Below are 16,111 nucleotides of genomic sequence, written 5' to 3'. Positions count from 1 at the left end.
GCAATTGCGGAATGCGTTCTTCTATTCGTGATAAATCACCATCGATGGTGGCCCGTACCGACCGAGGTGCTTTGCGATCTCTTTCACATTCCTGCGAAACGCGTACGGCCCGCACCCCGGCGGGGTGCGGGCCGTACCGGAGATCCGGACGGGGATCAGTGACCGTGGCCGTGGCCGTGGCCGTGACCACCGGTGGCCGGGGCCTCCTCCTCGGGCTTGTCCACCACGAGGGCCTCGGTCGTCAGCAGCATGCCGGCGATGGAGGCGGCGTTCTGCACGGCCGAGCGGGTGACCTTGACCGGGTCGATGACACCCTGGGCGATCAGGTCGCCGTACTCGCCGGTGGCGGCGTTGAGGCCGTGGCCGACGGGCAGGTCGGTGACCTTGGAGGTCACGACGTAGCCCTCCAGGCCGGCGTTCTCGGCGATCCAGCGGGCCGGCTCGACGAGCGCCTTGCGGACCACGGCGACACCGGTCGCCTCGTCACCGGTGAGGCTCAGGTCGTCCAGGGCCTTGGAGACGTGCACGAGCGCGGAGCCGCCGCCGGAGACGATGCCCTCCTCGATCGCGGCGCGGGTCGCGGAGATCGCGTCCTCGAGGCGGTGCTTCTTCTCCTTGAGCTCCACCTCGGTGGCCGCGCCGACCCGCAGCACGCACACGCCGCCGGAGAGCTTGGCCAGGCGCTCCTGGAGCTTCTCGCGGTCCCAGTCGGAGTCGGACTGCTCGATGGCGAGCTTGATCTCCTTGACGCGGTCCGCGATCGCCTGCGCGTCGCCGGCGCCGTCCACGATGGTGGTGGTGTCCTTGGTGATCACGACGCGGCGGGCCGTGCCGAGCACCTCGAGGCCGACGTGCTCCAGCTTGAGGCCGACCTCCTCGCTGACGACCTGGCCGCCGGTCAGGATGGCCATGTCCTGCAGCATCGCCTTGCGGCGGTCGCCGAAGCCCGGCGCCTTGACGGCGACGGAGGTGAAGGTGCCGCGGATCTTGTTCGTGACCAGGACCGCGAGGGCCTCGCCCTCGACGTCCTCGGCGATGACCAGCAGCGGCTTCTTGGTCTGGGCGACCTTCTCCAGCAGCGGCAGGAAGTCCGCCACGGAGGAGACCTTGGCCTGGTGGATCAGGATGTAGGGGTCCTCCAGGACCGCCTCCATCCGCTCCTGGTCGGTCACCATGTAGGGCGACAGGTAGCCCTTGTCGAACTGGAGACCCTCGGTGAACTCCAGCTCCATGCCCATGGAGTTGGACTCCTCGACGGTGATGACACCGTCCTTGCCCACCTTGTCGAACGCCTCGGCGATCAGGTCGCCGATCCTGGCGTCCTGCGCGGAGATCGTCGCGACGTGCGCGATCTCCTTCTTGTCCGCGACCGGGCGGGCGGACTCCAGCAGCTTGTCGCTGACCGCCTTGGCGGCCTGGTCGATGCCGCGCTTGAGCGCGAGCGGCTGGGCGCCGGCGGCGACGTTGCGCAGACCCTCGCGGACCATCGCCTGGGCGAGGACGGTCGCGGTGGTCGTGCCGTCACCGGCGATGTCGTTGGTCTTGGTGGCGACTTCCTTGGCCAGCTGGGCGCCGAGGTTCTCGTAGGCGCCCTCCAGCTCGATCTCACGCGCGATGGTGACACCGTCGTTGGTGATGGTCGGCGCGCCGAACTTCTTGTCGATGACGACGTTGCGGCCCCGCGGGCCGAGGGTCACCTTGACGGCGTCCGCGAGGGCGTTCACCCCACGCTCGAGAGCGCGGCGCGCGTCCTCCTCGAAGGACAGGATCTTGGGCATGACAGTCCTCTCTGAAAAGCACGTCGGCGCATCAGAGCCCCGGGCGCTGAGCGCGGCCCGGGGCTCGATACGTCACATCGTCGGTGAAGCGTTGACTACTTCTCGATGATCGCGAGCACGTCACGGGCGGAGAGCACGAGGTACTCCTCGCCGCCGTACTTCACCTCGGTGCCGCCGTACTTGCTGTAGAGGACGATGTCGCCCTCGTTGACGTCGAGCGGGATGCGCTTGCTGCCCTCGTCGTCCCAGTTGCCGGGGCCGACCGCGAGGACTCGGCCCTCCTGGGGCTTCTCCTTGGCGGTGTCAGGGATGACCAGACCGGAAGCGGTGGTCTGCTCCGCCTCGAGCGGCTGGACCACGATGCGGTCGCCGAGCGGCTTAACGGGAACCTTGGTGGCGGTCGTCACGTCGGACCTCCCCTTCTGATTTGAATGATCTAGAAGAGGCGACCAGCGGTCTGCCGTCGCGGGTGCCAGACCTGACCTCGTCGCGTGTGTTGGCACTCTCACCGGGAGAGTGCCAATACGGAACAGTATGCAAGGAGGGCTTGACAGTCAACACGAAGCGCCTTTCTGCGCCCGGAGCGAACTCGCCCCCGCCCGACGTGCGGCGACGGACCCCGCCGGATCCCGCCGGCCCCGCCTCCCGCCCGGCGTCCGGGAGAGGCCCGCCACTCCGCCGCCGGCCCACGCCGGCCCGTTACCGACCCGCCCCCGCCGTCACCGGCCCCCGCCGTCCCGGCCCGGGCCCTCCCTCCGCACCCGCCCCCGCCTCATCGCCGTCCCGGCCCGGCACCCCTCCTCCGCACCCGCCCCGGCCCGCCGGCGTCCGTTCACGGTACGGCCGAGCGGACGGCTTCCGCGGATAAAGCATTCGCGAACACCGGGCCGCGGTTCACCCGTGAATTCACCCCCGAGGTGCCGGGGAGGGCGGCCGCGGCCCATCACCGGGCATTCCTTTTCCCCGTTCCCGGCAAAAGGACGCCGAGGCGGCCGCACAATACTTCGGAGCGGACCGGGAAACGACCCGGGAAAACCGCCCGCCCGCACCGGCGCGAGGCACCCCGCTCCGGCCGCGCCGCGGGGACGGGCGGGGAGACCGCCGCGGAGAACCGCCGCGACCCGCTCGCCGGCTGGCCCTACCCCCGCCCGGCGGGTGGACGGCCGACGACCTCGGCCTGCTCCCCCAGGGCGGTCCGAACGGCGAGCCGGACTTCTTCGAACGCGTCGGACTCCCCGGCGGAGCCCTCAGCTTCCTGTCCCCCCGGACGCCTCTCCGCGAACGGCCGATCCGCGGGCTCACGGACCTCCTCGACGACCAGGCCCCCGAGCGTCTGGCCGCCGTCAGCCAGATGGACGTCAGGATCGGCAGGTTCCAGCGGCCCCGCCCGGACGTCCTGGTCATCGACGCCGACGTCGCGGACGACAACAGTCGGACCTCCTGTGCCCCCGCCGAGGTCCACCCGGTGGTGGAGGTGGTTTCACCCGAGTCGGGGTTCCGCGACCGCAAGGTCGAGCCCGAGCGCTACGCGTCAGCAGGGCTCATCCACTTCTGGCGTATCGAGGCGGAGGGGGACGAGCCCGTCGTGTACGTGTACGAACCCGACCCCGCCACCCGGTTGTACGCTCCCACCGGCATCCACCACGGGCGGATCTCCGTCGATGCGCCGTTCCACGCCGAGATCGATCTGAACGACCTGCTGGGCCGGGGCGGCGCCGCACGGTGACCGGCGGGTCCGTCCGGTCCGGCGCCAGGCGGTAGCGTCGGGCGGCGTGGACCTCGACGCATTCCGGGAGCTGCTGACGCCGCGCGGCCAGGAGGCCCTCGCCGCCGCGGCCGAGCTGACCGCCGACGACCCCGTGGCGGCCGTGACCCGGCTCAGGAAGACCTACGACGCCGGCCTCACCTCCGCGGCGCTCACCCAGGCCGGGCTCCGGCGGCGCGCGCGGGAGAAGTTCGGCGCCGACGCCGACCTGATGTACTTCACCCCGGACGGACTGGAGCAGGCCACCCGCCGCGAGGTCGCCGACCACCGCGCCCGCCGCATCCCCGCGGGCTCCCGCGTCGCCGACGTCTGCTGCGGCATCGGCGGGGACCTGCTCGCCCTGGCCCGGGCGGGCTGCACGGTGGAGGCGGTGGACGCCGACCCGCTCACCGCCGCCGTCGCCCGGGCCAACGCCGAGGCGCTCGGCTTCGGCGAGCGCGTCTCGGTCCGCGCCGCGGGCGCCGACACCGTGGACCCCGCCGCCTTCGACGTGCTGTTCGCCGACCCGGCCCGCCGTACGGCGCGCGGCCGGACCTTCGACCCGCTGGCCTACTCCCCCGCCTGGCCCGAGGTGCTGGACATGGTGGACCGGGCCGGGGCCGCCTGCCTGAAGGTCGCGCCCGGCATCCCGTACGAGTTCATCCCGGCCGGGGCCGAGGCCGAGTGGGTCTCCCACCGGGGGGACGTCAAGGAGGCGGTGATCTGGGCGGGCGCGTTGGCCGGCGGGCCGGAGCGGCGGGCCACGATGCTCCCGTCGGGCCTGACGCTGACGCCCGACCCCGGTCTCGGCCCGGCCGAGGCGGGTCCCGTCGGCCGCTACGTCCACGAGCCGGACGGCGCGGCGATCCGCGCCCACCTGGTCGCCGAGGTCGCCGCGCTGGTCGGCGGGCGCCTGATCGACCCGCACATCGCCTACATCACCTCCGACTCCCCCGCGCGGACCCCCTGGGCGGCCTGCTACGAGGTCCACGAGGTGCTGCCGTTCTCGCTCAAGCGGCTGCGGGCGGCGCTCCGCGAGCGCGGCGCGGGGAACGTGACGATCAAGAAGCGCGGCTCCGCGGTCGACGTCGAACGGCTCAGGAAAGACCTCCGGCTTTCAGGAAAGAAATCCACAACGGTTATTCTCACGCGGGTCATCGACAGACCGTTTGCCCTCGTTTGCGACCCGTGCTGATCTGTCCTAACCGCCGATTCTGGAAATCCGTCGCCAATCGCGATCTTTTCAAATCCGTATTCTGAGGGCGTTGCCCCGGCCGCTATGGTTACCGCCCGGGAGTCGTTCCCGTCTGCGGTTCAACCGCGTTCATCAGCAATACCGGACCAATCCCACCGCGCGGCGGACCGTCGGCGAGTGAAGGAGCTTTTCGGTGGACCACTCCAATCAGACCCTGCTGCAGCCCGGCGGCCAGACCGCCATCTCGGACCGGATGCGGGAGCTCCTCGCCCGCGCCGCGCAGGACCACGTCTACGAGCAGCGCACCCAGGGGGCCGTGCTGGACGAGATCCGCCAGCGGCTCGAAGGGATGGAGTGGCTGCTCCGGGAGGTCAGGGAGCGCGAGCTCGGCGGGCTGAACGGCACGCTGGAGTCCGTCCACGGCAGGCTGGACGACCTCGCCGTGCGGGCCCCGGCCTGGGCCGAGGGCCTCGCCCAGCACGTCGAGGCCGTGCGCGAGCACGTCGACGCCGTCGGCGAGCACATCGGCTCGGTCGGTCAGAGCGTCGACTCGCTGGGCCGGCGCGTCGACACCGTCGGGGAGCGGGTCACCCCCGTCGGGGAGCTGCCGAGCCTCTGGGCCGACCTCGGTACCGTCGGCGAGAACATGGACGAGGCGCTCACCCGCCTCCAGTCGCTCCTGGACGGCACCCGGGGCGTCGGCCAGCGGATGGACGAGTTCGCCCGCTGCCTGGAGCGCTTCCAGGAGGGCATGGAGGCCGCGGCCGGCCGCTTCACCCGTCTGGACAAGGCCGTGGCCGAGCTCTCCCAGCGCGCCGAGCGCCTGGAGAGCGGTCTGCAGGAGCTGCCCGCGGGCGTGCGGGAGGCGGTGGACACCGCGGCCGACCTGCTGATCGGCGCCGTCGGGCAGGTGAACGAGAAGATCGACCAGGCGGTGGTCCGGATGGACGACCGCGTGGACGGCATCGAGAGCCGTCTCGACCGGGTGGACACCCATCTGACCGGCGTCAACACCCATCTGGCCGCGGTGGACGGGCGCATCGAGACCGCCGACGGCTGCCTGGCCGACATCGACAGCCGGATGAGCGGCGTCGAGACCCGCCTGGGCGGCGTGGAGGCGCGCATCGGCGGGCTGAACACCCGCATCGGCGACGTCGCCACCCGGCAGGACGGCCGGTTCGACGGCCTGGACGAGCGCCTCGACGACATCGAGGGCCGCGTCACGACCCGGATCGACGTCATCGACGCCCGGCTGTGCTCGCTGGACAGCCGGGCGGAGAAGGCCAGCGAGCGGCTCGACGCCGTGGACGACCACGTCGAGGCCGTCAACCGGCGCGTCGGCCAGCTCCCCGCCGCCCTCAACCTCGGCGAGGTGCACCAGCGCGTCGGCGAGCTCATCGCGGGCCAGAGCGACGACCAGGGCAGGCGCTTCGACACCCTGGACGAGCGTCTCGCCCGGGCCGAGGCCGCCCTCGCGCCGCTGGCCGACATGCTCCGCGCCCAGCCGGACCGCGAGCAGCTCGCCGAGGCGCTCGGCGAGGTCGTGGACCCCGTCCGCAGCGACCTCACCCGCAGGCTCGGCGCACTGGAGGAGACCATGCTCGCCCTCGCCGAGGCGCTGCTGCGCCCCACGCGCGCGAAGGACTGACGAGCGCCGGGCGGTGCCCGCGGGGACGGCCCCGCGGGTCCGCCGGCCCCGCCGCTCCCGGACCCCGGCCCTCATCCGAGACCGGGGTCCTGCCGTGCGCCGCACCCGGCAGCAGGCCCTCCGCAGGAGACCCCTCCGGACTCCTCGGCAGCAGGCCCTCCGCGGGCTCCCCGGCGGGAGACCCCTCGGCGGGAGACCCCTCGGCGGGCTCCCCGCTAGACGCCGCAGGAGTCGTCGCCGGCGCCCGCCTCACGGCAGAGGTTGCCCCGCACCGCGCCGAGCAGGCCGACCAGCGTCCCCACCTGCTCGGGGGTCAACCCCCGGGTCATCCGGGCGTGCAGCTCCGTCCCGACCCGGTCCAGCGCCGGCCGGAGGGCGTCGCCCGCCGGCGTCGTGCTCACGATGCTGATCCGCCGGTTGACGGGGGACGGGCTCCGGCTGACGAACCCGCTCCGCTCCAGGCGCTGCAGCATCTTGGTCATCGTGGACACGTCGATGCCCAGGAGCCGCGCCAGGGCGTTCTGCGACTGGGGGCCGTGCTCCCAGAGCATGTATAGCGCGCGGTCCTGCCCGGGGTAGAGGTCGATCTCCGCGAGGAGGGACGCCAGCAGCACCCGGTGACCGCGTGACGCCTGCGCCATCAGGCAGCTCAGGTCGTAGGGGTCCCCCGCACCGCACGGGTCCGCCCAGGTCTCCTCCGCCCGCGACATCGTCTCCGTCATCTCCGCCCTCCCTTCGGAGCCAGCCTACCCCTTGCATATTGGCCGACCAAGTTGTAGAACTGTCTCCGTTGGCCAACCAAGTTGGTTAGCCAAGAAAGGAGCGAGTCATGCCGTTCACCCCGTTCGAGCTCGGCCGCCTGCGCCTGCCCAACCGGCTCGTGATGGCCCCGATGACCCGGTCGCGCGCCTACGTGGACGGGATCCCCTCCACCCTGACCGCCCTCTACTACGCCCAGCGCGCCTCCGCCGGGCTGATCGTCAGCGAGGGCGTCCAGCCCAGCCCGGCCGGCAAGGGCTACATGGACACGCCCGGCCTCCACACCGACGCGCAGGTCGCCGGCTGGCGCGAGGTGACCGACGCCGTGCACTCGGCCGGCGGCCGGATCTTCGCCCAGATCATGCACGCCGGCCGGATCGGCCACCCGGACAACACCGGGCTGGCCCCCGTCGCGCCCTCCGCCGTACGGCCGGCGGCGCAGATCTTCACCCCGACCGGCCTGCAGGACGTCCCCGTCCCGGTGGAGCTGTCCACCGCCGAGGTCGAGGCGACCGTACGGGACTTCGCGGACGCCGCCCGGCGGGCCGTGGAGGCCGGCTTCGACGGCGTCGAGCTGCACGGCGCGAACGGCTACCTCATCCACCAGTTCCTGTCCCGCAACGCCAACCTGCGCGACGACCGCTACGGCGGGTCCGTCGAGGGCAGGATCCGGTTCGCCGTGGAGACCGCCCGGGCGGTGGCGGAGGCGATCGGCCCCGACCGGGTCGGCATCCGCATCTCCCCCGCCACCGGCGCCCAGGACCTCGTCGAGGACGACGCGGACGAGGTCTACCCCGCGCTGCTGTCCGCCCTCGCCGGGATCGGCCCGGCCTACGTGCACGTCGTGGCGGGCGGCTCCGCCGAGCTCGACGGGCGGATCCGGGACCTGTGGCCGGGCACGCTCATCGTCAACGACCCGTCGGCCGGCCATCCGGACGAGGCCGTCGAGCGGTGGCTGGGCCGGGGCGCCGACCTGGTCGCGCTGGGCAAGTACTTCCTGGCCAACCCCGACCTGCCGCTCCGGCTCCGCCTCGGCGCGCCGCTCAACGAACCCGACTTCGGCACGGCCTTCGGCGGCGACCACCGCGGCTACACCGACTACCCCGCCCTCTCCCTGCACCCGGTCGCGGAAGCCGTCTGAGCACGGGCCACGCCGAGGACCGGGAACCGCGCGGAGGGAGCGCACCCGGCGGCGCCCCCGGCCGGCGGCCCGCCACGGGGGCGGGGCCGATCACATGTGGACGGCGGTGACGGGCAGGGAGGAGTCGGCCGGGATGTCCAGCGGGGACGGGGCCACGCCCGCGGCGACCAGGTCGGACCCGAGCGTGGCGACCATCGCGCCGTTGTCGGTGCACAGGCCCGGCCGGGGGACGCGCAGCCGGACCCCGGCCGCCTCGCAGCGCTCGGCGGCCAGCGCCCGCAACCGGGAGTTGGCGGCCACCCCACCGCCGATCAGCAGGTCGGAGACCCCGTGCTCCCGGCAGGCCGCCAGGGCCTTGCGGGTCAGCACGTCGACCACGGCCTCCTGGAACGAGGCGGCCACATCGGGCACGTGGATCGGCTCGCCCGCCTTCTCCCGGGCCTCGACCCACCGCGCCACGGCCGTCTTCAGCCCCGAGAACGAGAAGTCCAGCGTCCCGTCGTCGTACTTGCCCCGGGGGAAGGCCACCGCGGTGCCGGAGCCCTCCGCGGCCACCCGGTCGATGTGCGGGCCTCCCGGGAAGGGCAGGCCGAGCACCCGGGCCACCTTGTCGAACGCCTCGCCCGCCGCGTCGTCCACCGTCGAGCCGAGCGGGACGACCTCCCGCGCCACGTCCGGCACCAGCAGCAGCGAGGAGTGCCCGCCCGAGACGAGCATGGCGATGCACGGCTTGGGCAGGGCGCCGTGCTCCAGCTGGTCCACGGCCACGTGGGCGGCCAGGTGGTTGACCCCGTAGAGCGGCACCCCCAGGCCCAGCGCGTAGGCCTTGGCCGCCGCCACGCCCACCAGCAGCGCCCCGGCCAGGCCGGGGCCCGCGGTCACGGCGACCGCGTCGATGTCCGACAGGCGCAGCCCCGCCTGCTCCAGGGCGCGCTCGACGGTCGGGGCCATCGCCTCCAGGTGCGCCCGCGAGGCCACCTCGGGGACCACCCCGCCGAAGCGGGCGTGCTCCTCGACGCTGGACGCGATCGTGTTGGCCAGCAGGGTGTGGCCCCGGACGATGCCGACCCCGGTCTCGTCGCAGGAGGTCTCGATCCCCAGGACCAGCGGTTCGTCACGCATTGAGATCCTTCTTCATGATGATCGCGTCGATGCCGTCGGCGTAGTAGGCCCGGCGCAGGCCGATGCGCTCGAAGCCGAACCGGTCGTAGACCGCCTGGGCGTCCGGGTTGTCGGCCCGGACCTCCAGGAAGACCGACCGGGCACCCCGCCGCCGCGCCTCCGCCAGCAGCTCGGAGAGCATGGCGCCGCCGATCCCGGCCCGGCGGCGGCCCGCCGCCACGGCGATGGTCTGCACGTCGGCCTGGTCTCCGGCCGCGGCCAGACCGGCGTAACCGACGATGCGGCCGTCGGCCACGGCCACCACGTAGTGCCGGGTCCTGGGCTGGTCGGCCAGCTCACCGCGGAGCATGCCCTCGCTCCACGCGTCGGCGGGGAAGGTCGCCCGCTCCAGCTCCATCACCTCGGGCAGGTCGCCCTCGGTCATCAGGCGCAGCACGACCGGCGCGGCGCCGTTCCCCCCGGTCGGCCGGGCGTCCGCCGGGCCGCTCACCGGGTGACCTTCTTCGGCGCGGCGGGCACCTGGGCGTCGGGACGGCGCAGGTAGATCGGACGGGGCAGGCTCAGCACGGGATGCGTGCCGCTCGCCACGACCTCCGCCACGTCGGGCTGCGCCAGTTGCTCGACGGCGAGCGCGGCCAGCGCCCCCGCGCTCGGCAGGTCCGGCGCGTCCGCCTGCCGGGAGGCGCCGACGACCTCGGCGTACATCCGCCCGCCCGCCCCGACGACCGGCAGGTCCGCGGGCAGGTCCTGGGGCTTGTCCACCGCGGGGCCGGACAGCCGGGTCCGCGCGTCGGCGTAGTGGGCCCAGAAGACCTCCTTGCGCCGGGCGTCGGTGGCGGCCAGGAACGGCCCCGCCAGGCCGCTGCCGTAGGCGAGGGCGTCGAGCGTGCAGACGCCGTAGGCGGGCACGCCGAGCGTGGTGGCCAGGGCCTGCGCGGTCACCAGGCCGACCCGCAGGCCGGTGTAGGGACCGGGGCCCGCGCCCACGGCGATCACCGTGACGTCCGCGAGCGCGACCCCCGCCTCGCCCGTGACCCGCTCGATCGCGGGCACGAGCAGCTCTCCGTGGCGGCGCGCGTCCACGGTGGTCGACTCGGCGAGGACCCTCGTGCCGTCGTGCAGCGCTGCGGTGACGGCGGGGGTGGCGGTGTCAAAGGCCAGGACCAGCACGGTCGTCAAGCCTAGTCCGTCGGACGGTGCGGACCGCACCGGGCTTTCGGTGCGGACCGCGCCGGGAACCCGGTGCGCACCCCGCGCAGCGGGCTCCGCCGCGGGCGGGGCGGCCGGCGGGACGCGACCGTCCGGGCCGGGACCACGCGGGCGGCGCGCCCGCCGGTCAGGCCGCGGAGTCGGCGGGCTTCACCAGCGTGGCGTAGACGATCACGTTGTCGTCGTACTGGTTCCTGTCCCAGTCGAACTCCCCGCCGCAGGTGACCAGGCGCAGCCCGTCCTCCACGTAGACCTTGTCCGCGGGGAAGCTGTCCTTGGACACCTGCTCGATGGCGTCCACCCGGTACTGGGCGACCTTGCCGTCGCTGCGCGCGACCTTGATGACCTGGCCCTCACGCATGGTCTTGAGCTTGTAGAAGACCGCCGGGGCGTCCTTGGTGTCGACGTGCCCCAGGATGACGGCGGGCCCCTCGTCGCCGGGGACCGCGGTGCCCTCCACCCAGCCCGCCACGTCCGGCTCGTCGTACGGCGGCAGCTCCACCTCGCCGTCCTTCACGTCCAGCCTCATCAGGGGCGCCTTGAGGCCCAGCGACGGGATGTCGATGCGCTCCGGCACCACCCGGGACCGGACGGGACCGGCGTCCCGGTCTCCGCCCTGGCCGAAGACCACCATGGCGGCACCGGTGAGCACTCCGGCCACGACCACGCGCGACCAGCGGGGGGACTCGGCCATCGGGACTACGGGCGGCGGCGCCGTACGACCGCGAAGCCGACGCCGCCCGCCAGGGCCGCCGCCAGCAGGATCCCGGCCGTGCCGATCGGCGCACCCGAGTCCGCCGGACCGCCGGCCGCGGTGCCGCCGCCGCCGGTGTGCGGGGCCTTGGTGCTGACCGGGGTGCGGGTCGTGGTCGGCCGGGCGCTGGGCGTGCTGTCGGCCACCACCCGCAGGCTCGCCGTACCGGTGTCGTTGGTCCCGTCGCAGCGGGCGTTGATGTCGTAGACGCCGGGCTTGACGCCGTCGGCGACCGTGGCCTGCCCGCGCACCCACGGGCGCGGCGTGGGCGTGGCGGTGCCGGGGGCAGAGGGGGTGGGCGTCGCCAGGATCGGGTCGAGGGTGACGGGGGTGCGGAAGACCTCCGAGGAGGCCGTGCCCCGGTGCTCGGGACCGCCCTGCGGGATCGGGCAGTTGGCCAGCACCCAGACCTTCTCCCCGGCCCTCGCCCGGGCCGGCTGGAGCTGGACCTCGATGTCGGCCCGGCCGACCGCCGTGGTGGAGGCGGCGGGCGAGGAGGTCGCCGCGGCGTTCTCCGCCTCCGGCTCCGCCGTGCAACCGGTCATCCCGATCAGGGCGATGGCCCCGACAGCAGCGACACGCATGACCTTTGGCACCGTCGCACCCCACTCCGCAGCCCGACCGACGACCCTCGGCCGACACGACTTCCCGCCTGTTCCCCATTAAACATGGGCAAGGCCGCCAGAGTCGATCATCGGTAAAGATGATCTATACCAAGTGCGGGGGAATCGTCTCCCACCGGGCACCGACCCCGCGGAGCCGTACGGTGCGCTCCTCGCCCGCGGCTCCCCGGTCGATGCGGATCTCCAGCCGGTCCTCGACGAGGCCCTCGACCAGGCCCTCGCCCCACTCCACCAGGGTGACCGACTCCTCCAGGGAGGCGTCCAGGTCCAGGTCGTCGACCTCCAGGCCGCCGCCGAGCCGGTAGGCGTCCACGTGCACCAGCGCGGGGCCGCCCACCAGCGAGGGGTGCACCCGGGCGATCACGAAGGTCGGCGAGGTGATGGGGCCGCGCACCTTGAGCCCTTCGGCGATGCCCTGGACCAGGGTCGTCTTGCCCGCGCCCAGGGGCCCGGAGAGCACCGCCAGGTCGCCCGGGCGCAGCAGCCCGGCCAGCTCCGCGCCCAGCTCCCGCATCTCCTCGGCGGTCGCCACCGTTCTCACTGCCCGCTCACCTTCGCTCACCGGCGGCCGCCGCCGCCCTCACCGCACGCTTCCGCCGCCCGCGCGTCCCGGCGCCCGCCGCCGCCCATCCTCACTCCCCGGCGGCGTCGGCCGCCACCCGCTTCAGCAGGTCGCGCAGGGCGTCGTTGACCGCGCCCGGCCGCTCCAGCTGGACCAGGTGCGAGCTGTCCGGCACCTCGGTGTACCACGCGCGCGGCAGGGCCGCGGCCATCGCCTTGCTGTGCTCGACCGGGGTCAGCCAGTCGCCGTCGCCGACCACGATGGAGGTGGGCACACCGTCCAGCACGCCCAGCGCGCTCAGCTTGTCGTGCGACATCAGCGCCGGGTAGAAGTCCGCGATCACTTCGAAGGGGGTGGAGCGGATCATCGACTCGACGAAGTCCACCACGGTGGGGCTGACGTTCTCGGAGTCGCCGAACCCCAGGTGGCGCAGGACCAGGAAGGCCACGTCGCTGCCGGCCTGGCGCCCCTTGTCCACCAGGGCGCCCCGGCGGCCGAGCATCGCCACCGTCCCCGGCGTGATCATGTGCACGGCCTTGGAGAGCAGGGCGGGCAGGCCCAGGGAGACCTCGGCCAGCTTCCCGGCGGAGGTGGAGATGAGGGCGACGCCCTTGACCCGGTCACCGAAGAGCTCGGGGTGCCGGTCCGCGAGCGCCATGATCGTCATGCCGCCCATGGAGTGCCCGACGAGCACGCACGGCCCGGGGACCAGCTCCTGGAGCACCTCGTACAGGTCCTCGCCGAGCCGGTCGATCGTGGAGTCGTCGACCTTGATGCGCTGGGAGCGGCCGTGCGAGCGCTGGTCCCACAGCACCAGGCGGTAGGAGTCGCGCAGGTCGCGCCGCTGGTAGTGCCAGGAGTCCAGGTTGAGCGTGTAACCGTGGCAGAGCACCACGGTCAGCGCGGCGTCCTCCGGGCCGTCCACCTCGACGTGCAGGGAGACTCCGTCCGAGGTCCTGACCGTGTGCGGGCGTCCGCGCAGCTCGCCCAGCGGCTCGCTCGCCTCCAGATCCGGGCGGAGCCTGATCCGGCCCACGGCGTACCGCTTGGCGAAGGTCGCGGCCGCGACTCCGGCGGACGCCGCGCCGAAGACCGCGCTCGCGATCCCCACCTTGCGCCGTGTCGTAGTAGCCATCGCGTACCCCCTTTACCGGTAAACGCGTGGTACGCGCGAACCGATCCCGGTCACGATCTCATACGTGATCGTGCCGAGGGAATCCGCCCATTCCTGCGCGGTCGGCTCATTGTGTGAGCCGTCACCGAACAGGATCACCTCGTCTCCCTCCGTCAGCGGGTCGTCCCCCACGTCGATCACGAACTGGTCCATGCAGACGCGGCCGGCGATGCGCCGGCGGTGGCCTCCCGCCAGCACCTCCGCCTGGTTGGTGGCGTGCCGGGGGATGCCGTCCGCATACCCGAGAGGGACAAGAGCAAGCGTTGTTTCACAATCTGTGACATAAAGGTGTCCATAGGACACTCCGGAACCCGCCGGAACCCGCTTGGTCAGCGCGACCCGCGCCACCAGCGTCATCGCCGGGCGCAGCCCGAAACCCCCCAGCTGCGGGACCGGGCTCAGCCCGTAGAGCGCGATGCCCGGCCGCACCATGTCGTAACGGGCCCGCGGGACCGCCAGGGTCGCGGCGGAGTTGGCGATGTGCCGGAGCACGCCGGGACCCCCGGCGCCCATCTTCTCCGCGACGGCCACCGCCTCGTCGAAGGCGTCGAGCTGCGCCTCGACGGACGGGTGGCCGGGGATGTCCGCGCAGGCGAGGTGCGACCAGAGCCCGGCGACCTCGACCGTCCCCTCCGCCTGCCGGGCCAGCGCCCGGTCCAGCAGGGCCGGCCAGTCCGCGGCGGTCGCGCCGCCGCGCCCGTTGCCGGTGTCGATCTTCAGGTGCACCCGGGCCGGGCGCCCGGCCCGGCCCGCCGCCCCGGCGATCTCGTCCACCAGCCACGGCGCCCCGGCCGCCAGCTCCACGTCGCGGGCGACGGCCTCCTCCAGCGGCTCGCCCGGCGGGATGAGCCACGACAGGACCGGCGCGGTGACCCCCGCGGCCCGCAGGGTCAGGGCCTCGCGCACGTAGGCGGTGCCGAGCCGGTCGGCCCCGCCCTCCAGGGCGGCGCGCGCGGCCGGGACGATCCCGTGCCCGTACCCGTCGGCCTTCACCGTGGCCATGACCAGGGCACCGGACGCGCGCTCCCGCAGCAGCGCGGCGTTCTCCCTGATCGCGGACAGGTCGACTCGTGCCTCGGCGGGGGTCATCGGGGAGCTCATCCTCCCAGTCTGGCAGCTCCGCCGTCGTGCCGGAGCCGGTCCGCCGCCCCGACCACCGCCCCGACCACCGCCCTGGCGGCCGCGGGCAGCGCCTCGGCGACGTCCCCGGCGGACACCGGGCCCTCCCGGCCGGCCAGCCCGTGCACGTACGCCGCGCAGGAGGCCGCGTCGTAGCAGCTCAGCCCGGCGGCCAGCAGCGCGCCCGCCAGCCCGGCCAGCACGTCCCCGGTCCCCCCGGTCGCCAGCCAGGGGCTGCCCGTGGGGTTGACCCGCACCGGCCGCCCCTCCTCCGCGACCAGCGTCGTCGAGCCCTTCAGCAGCACGGTCGCGCCCAGCTCCCGCGCCGCCCGCCGTACGTGCTCCAGCCGCCGCGCCTCGATCCGCGCCCGGCTCACGCCCAGCAGCCGGGCCAGCTCGCCCGCGTGCGGGGTCAGCAGCGTCGGCGCGGCGCGCCGCAGCAGCGACCGGTCCTCGGCGGCCAGCGTCAGGCCGTCGGCGTCCACGAGCACCGGCAGATCGCTCGACAGCACCGAGCGGGCCAGCGCGAACGCGTCCGCGTCGGTGCCGAGGCCCGGGCCGAGCACCCACGCCTGCACCCGACCGACCCCGCCGACCCCCTCGCCCGGCGCCAGCTCGGTGACCACGGCCTCCGGCCAGCGGGCCCGCACCCCCGCCACCGGCTCGGCGACCCCCGCGTAACGCACCATGCCCGCCCCGCCCCGGACCGCTCCGCCCACGCACAGCACCGCCGCACCGGTGTAGCGGCGGCTGCCCGCCACGACGCCGACGACCCCCCGGCGGTACTTGTCGGAGCGGGCGTCCGGCCGCGGCAGCAGCAGCGCCGCGTCCTCATCGGTCAGGGCGGCCACGTCGGGGTCCGGCAGGTACGGCCCCAGCCCGATGTCGACGAACTCCACCCGGCCCGCGCGCTCCGCGCCCGGGTCGACCAGCAGCCCCGTCTTGAGCGCCCCGAAGGTGACCGTGACGTCCGCCCGCACCGCCGCGCCCTCGACCCGCCCGTCGCTCGCGTCCACCCCGCTCGGCACGTCCACCGCGACCACGTCGCAGGGCGCGTCCGCGGCGATCCGCGCCAGCGCCGCGTACGGCTCGCGCAGGGCGCCGGAGCCACCGATGCCGACCAGCCCGTCCACGACCAGGTCGGCGGCGGCGACCAGCCGGGCGACCTCGGCGGGCACCCCGGCCCGGCCCGCGGGACCGCCCGCCGTACCGCCGCCGGCCGCGCCGTTCCGCGCGGCGCCGTCCGGCGCGGCGCCGCCCCGCGGTTCCAGCACCCGGCCGCC

The 16,111-nt window shown here is 74.1% G+C and carries 16 protein-coding genes; 4 read left to right on the top strand and 12 right to left on the bottom strand.

What is annotated here, in order from left to right:
* Positions 1-155 precede the first annotated feature (155 nt).
* Entirely contained in the window at positions 156-1,778 is a 1,623-nt protein-coding gene (groL, locus tag ABD823_RS23785; RefSeq protein WP_344863157.1) for a chaperonin GroEL, read from the bottom strand.
* Between the two features lie 95 nt (positions 1,779-1,873).
* Positions 1,874-2,185 carry a co-chaperone GroES gene (gene groES, locus ABD823_RS23780; protein WP_344863155.1) on the bottom strand — a complete coding sequence of 104 codons (312 nt, stop codon included), beginning with the start codon at positions 2,183-2,185 and terminating at the stop codon, positions 1,874-1,876.
* Between the two features lie 497 nt (positions 2,186-2,682).
* Between groES and ABD823_RS23775 the strand changes: the two genes are divergently transcribed.
* The 3 genes from ABD823_RS23775 (at position 2,683) to ABD823_RS23765 (ending at position 6,365) form a co-directional block, all read left to right on the top strand.
* Positions 2,683-3,504: a Uma2 family endonuclease gene (locus tag ABD823_RS23775; RefSeq protein WP_344863239.1), complete on the top strand. Its 822-nt coding sequence runs from the start codon at positions 2,683-2,685 to the stop codon at positions 3,502-3,504.
* 46 nt (positions 3,505-3,550) lie between these two features.
* A complete protein-coding gene (locus tag ABD823_RS23770; protein ID WP_344863153.1) occupies positions 3,551-4,717 on the top strand; it encodes a class I SAM-dependent methyltransferase in 1,167 nt (388 codons plus the stop codon).
* Positions 4,718-4,910: 193 nt separating this feature from the next.
* Positions 4,911-6,365 carry a hypothetical protein gene (locus ABD823_RS23765; protein WP_344863151.1) on the top strand — a complete coding sequence of 485 codons (1,455 nt, stop codon included), beginning with the start codon at positions 4,911-4,913 and terminating at the stop codon, positions 6,363-6,365.
* A gap of 215 nt (positions 6,366-6,580) precedes the next feature.
* Here the strand turns inward: ABD823_RS23765 and ABD823_RS23760 are convergent, their stop codons facing one another.
* The gene (locus tag ABD823_RS23760) at positions 6,581-7,087 is read right to left on the bottom strand and encodes a MarR family winged helix-turn-helix transcriptional regulator (RefSeq protein ID WP_344863150.1); all 507 of its coding nucleotides are present in this window, start codon (positions 7,085-7,087) and stop codon (positions 6,581-6,583) included.
* Between the two features lie 107 nt (positions 7,088-7,194).
* Here ABD823_RS23760 and ABD823_RS23755 point away from each other — a divergent pair, with 107 nt between their 5' ends.
* Complete coding sequence (locus ABD823_RS23755) at positions 7,195-8,265, top strand: alkene reductase (RefSeq protein WP_344863148.1); 1,071 nt, start codon at positions 7,195-7,197, stop codon at positions 8,263-8,265.
* A gap of 90 nt (positions 8,266-8,355) precedes the next feature.
* On the opposite strand, the gene tsaD is transcribed toward ABD823_RS23755, so the two are convergent.
* The 9 genes from tsaD to ABD823_RS23710 all read right to left on the bottom strand — a co-directional run.
* Positions 8,356-9,387 carry a tRNA (adenosine(37)-N6)-threonylcarbamoyltransferase complex transferase subunit TsaD gene (gene tsaD / locus ABD823_RS23750; RefSeq protein WP_344863146.1) on the bottom strand — a complete coding sequence of 344 codons (1,032 nt, stop codon included), beginning with the start codon at positions 9,385-9,387 and terminating at the stop codon, positions 8,356-8,358.
* Positions 9,380-9,811 (bottom strand): ribosomal protein S18-alanine N-acetyltransferase, encoded by a 432-nt coding sequence (rimI, locus tag ABD823_RS23745; RefSeq protein WP_344863237.1) that lies wholly within the window; start codon positions 9,809-9,811, stop codon positions 9,380-9,382. The genes tsaD and rimI overlap by 8 nt, the downstream gene beginning before the upstream one ends.
* 62 nt (positions 9,812-9,873) lie before the next feature.
* Positions 9,874-10,557, bottom strand: coding sequence for a tRNA (adenosine(37)-N6)-threonylcarbamoyltransferase complex dimerization subunit type 1 TsaB (gene tsaB / locus ABD823_RS23740; RefSeq protein ID WP_344863235.1), 684 nt, complete (start codon positions 10,555-10,557; stop codon positions 9,874-9,876).
* A gap of 166 nt (positions 10,558-10,723) precedes the next feature.
* Positions 10,724-11,290 carry a class F sortase gene (locus ABD823_RS23735; protein ID WP_344863145.1) on the bottom strand — a complete coding sequence of 189 codons (567 nt, stop codon included), beginning with the start codon at positions 11,288-11,290 and terminating at the stop codon, positions 10,724-10,726.
* Positions 11,291-11,295: 5 nt separating this feature from the next.
* Positions 11,296-11,934 (bottom strand): hypothetical protein, encoded by a 639-nt coding sequence (locus ABD823_RS23730; protein WP_344863143.1) that lies wholly within the window; start codon positions 11,932-11,934, stop codon positions 11,296-11,298.
* A gap of 124 nt (positions 11,935-12,058) precedes the next feature.
* On the bottom strand, positions 12,059-12,514 hold the full coding sequence (tsaE, locus tag ABD823_RS23725; RefSeq protein ID WP_344863141.1) for a tRNA (adenosine(37)-N6)-threonylcarbamoyltransferase complex ATPase subunit type 1 TsaE: 456 nt from the start codon (positions 12,512-12,514) through the stop codon (positions 12,059-12,061).
* Positions 12,515-12,605: 91 nt separating this feature from the next.
* On the bottom strand, positions 12,606-13,670 hold the full coding sequence (locus ABD823_RS23720; protein ID WP_344863139.1) for an alpha/beta fold hydrolase: 1,065 nt from the start codon (positions 13,668-13,670) through the stop codon (positions 12,606-12,608).
* Positions 13,671-13,682: 12 nt separating this feature from the next.
* Positions 13,683-14,810 (bottom strand): alanine racemase, encoded by a 1,128-nt coding sequence (gene alr, locus ABD823_RS23715; RefSeq protein WP_344863137.1) that lies wholly within the window; start codon positions 14,808-14,810, stop codon positions 13,683-13,685.
* Positions 14,807-16,111 (bottom strand): NAD(P)H-hydrate dehydratase (locus ABD823_RS23710; RefSeq protein ID WP_344863135.1); only part of this gene is annotated, 1,305 nt, incomplete at its 5' end. The genes alr and ABD823_RS23710, both read right to left, overlap by 4 nt.

The sequence above is a fragment of the Planomonospora alba genome (assembly GCF_039534085.1).
Classification (GTDB): domain Bacteria; phylum Actinomycetota; class Actinomycetes; order Streptosporangiales; family Streptosporangiaceae; genus Planomonospora_B; species Planomonospora_B alba.
The sequence above is the reverse complement of the archived record's forward strand: the minus strand, read 5'-3'. Positions and strand labels throughout refer to the sequence as shown.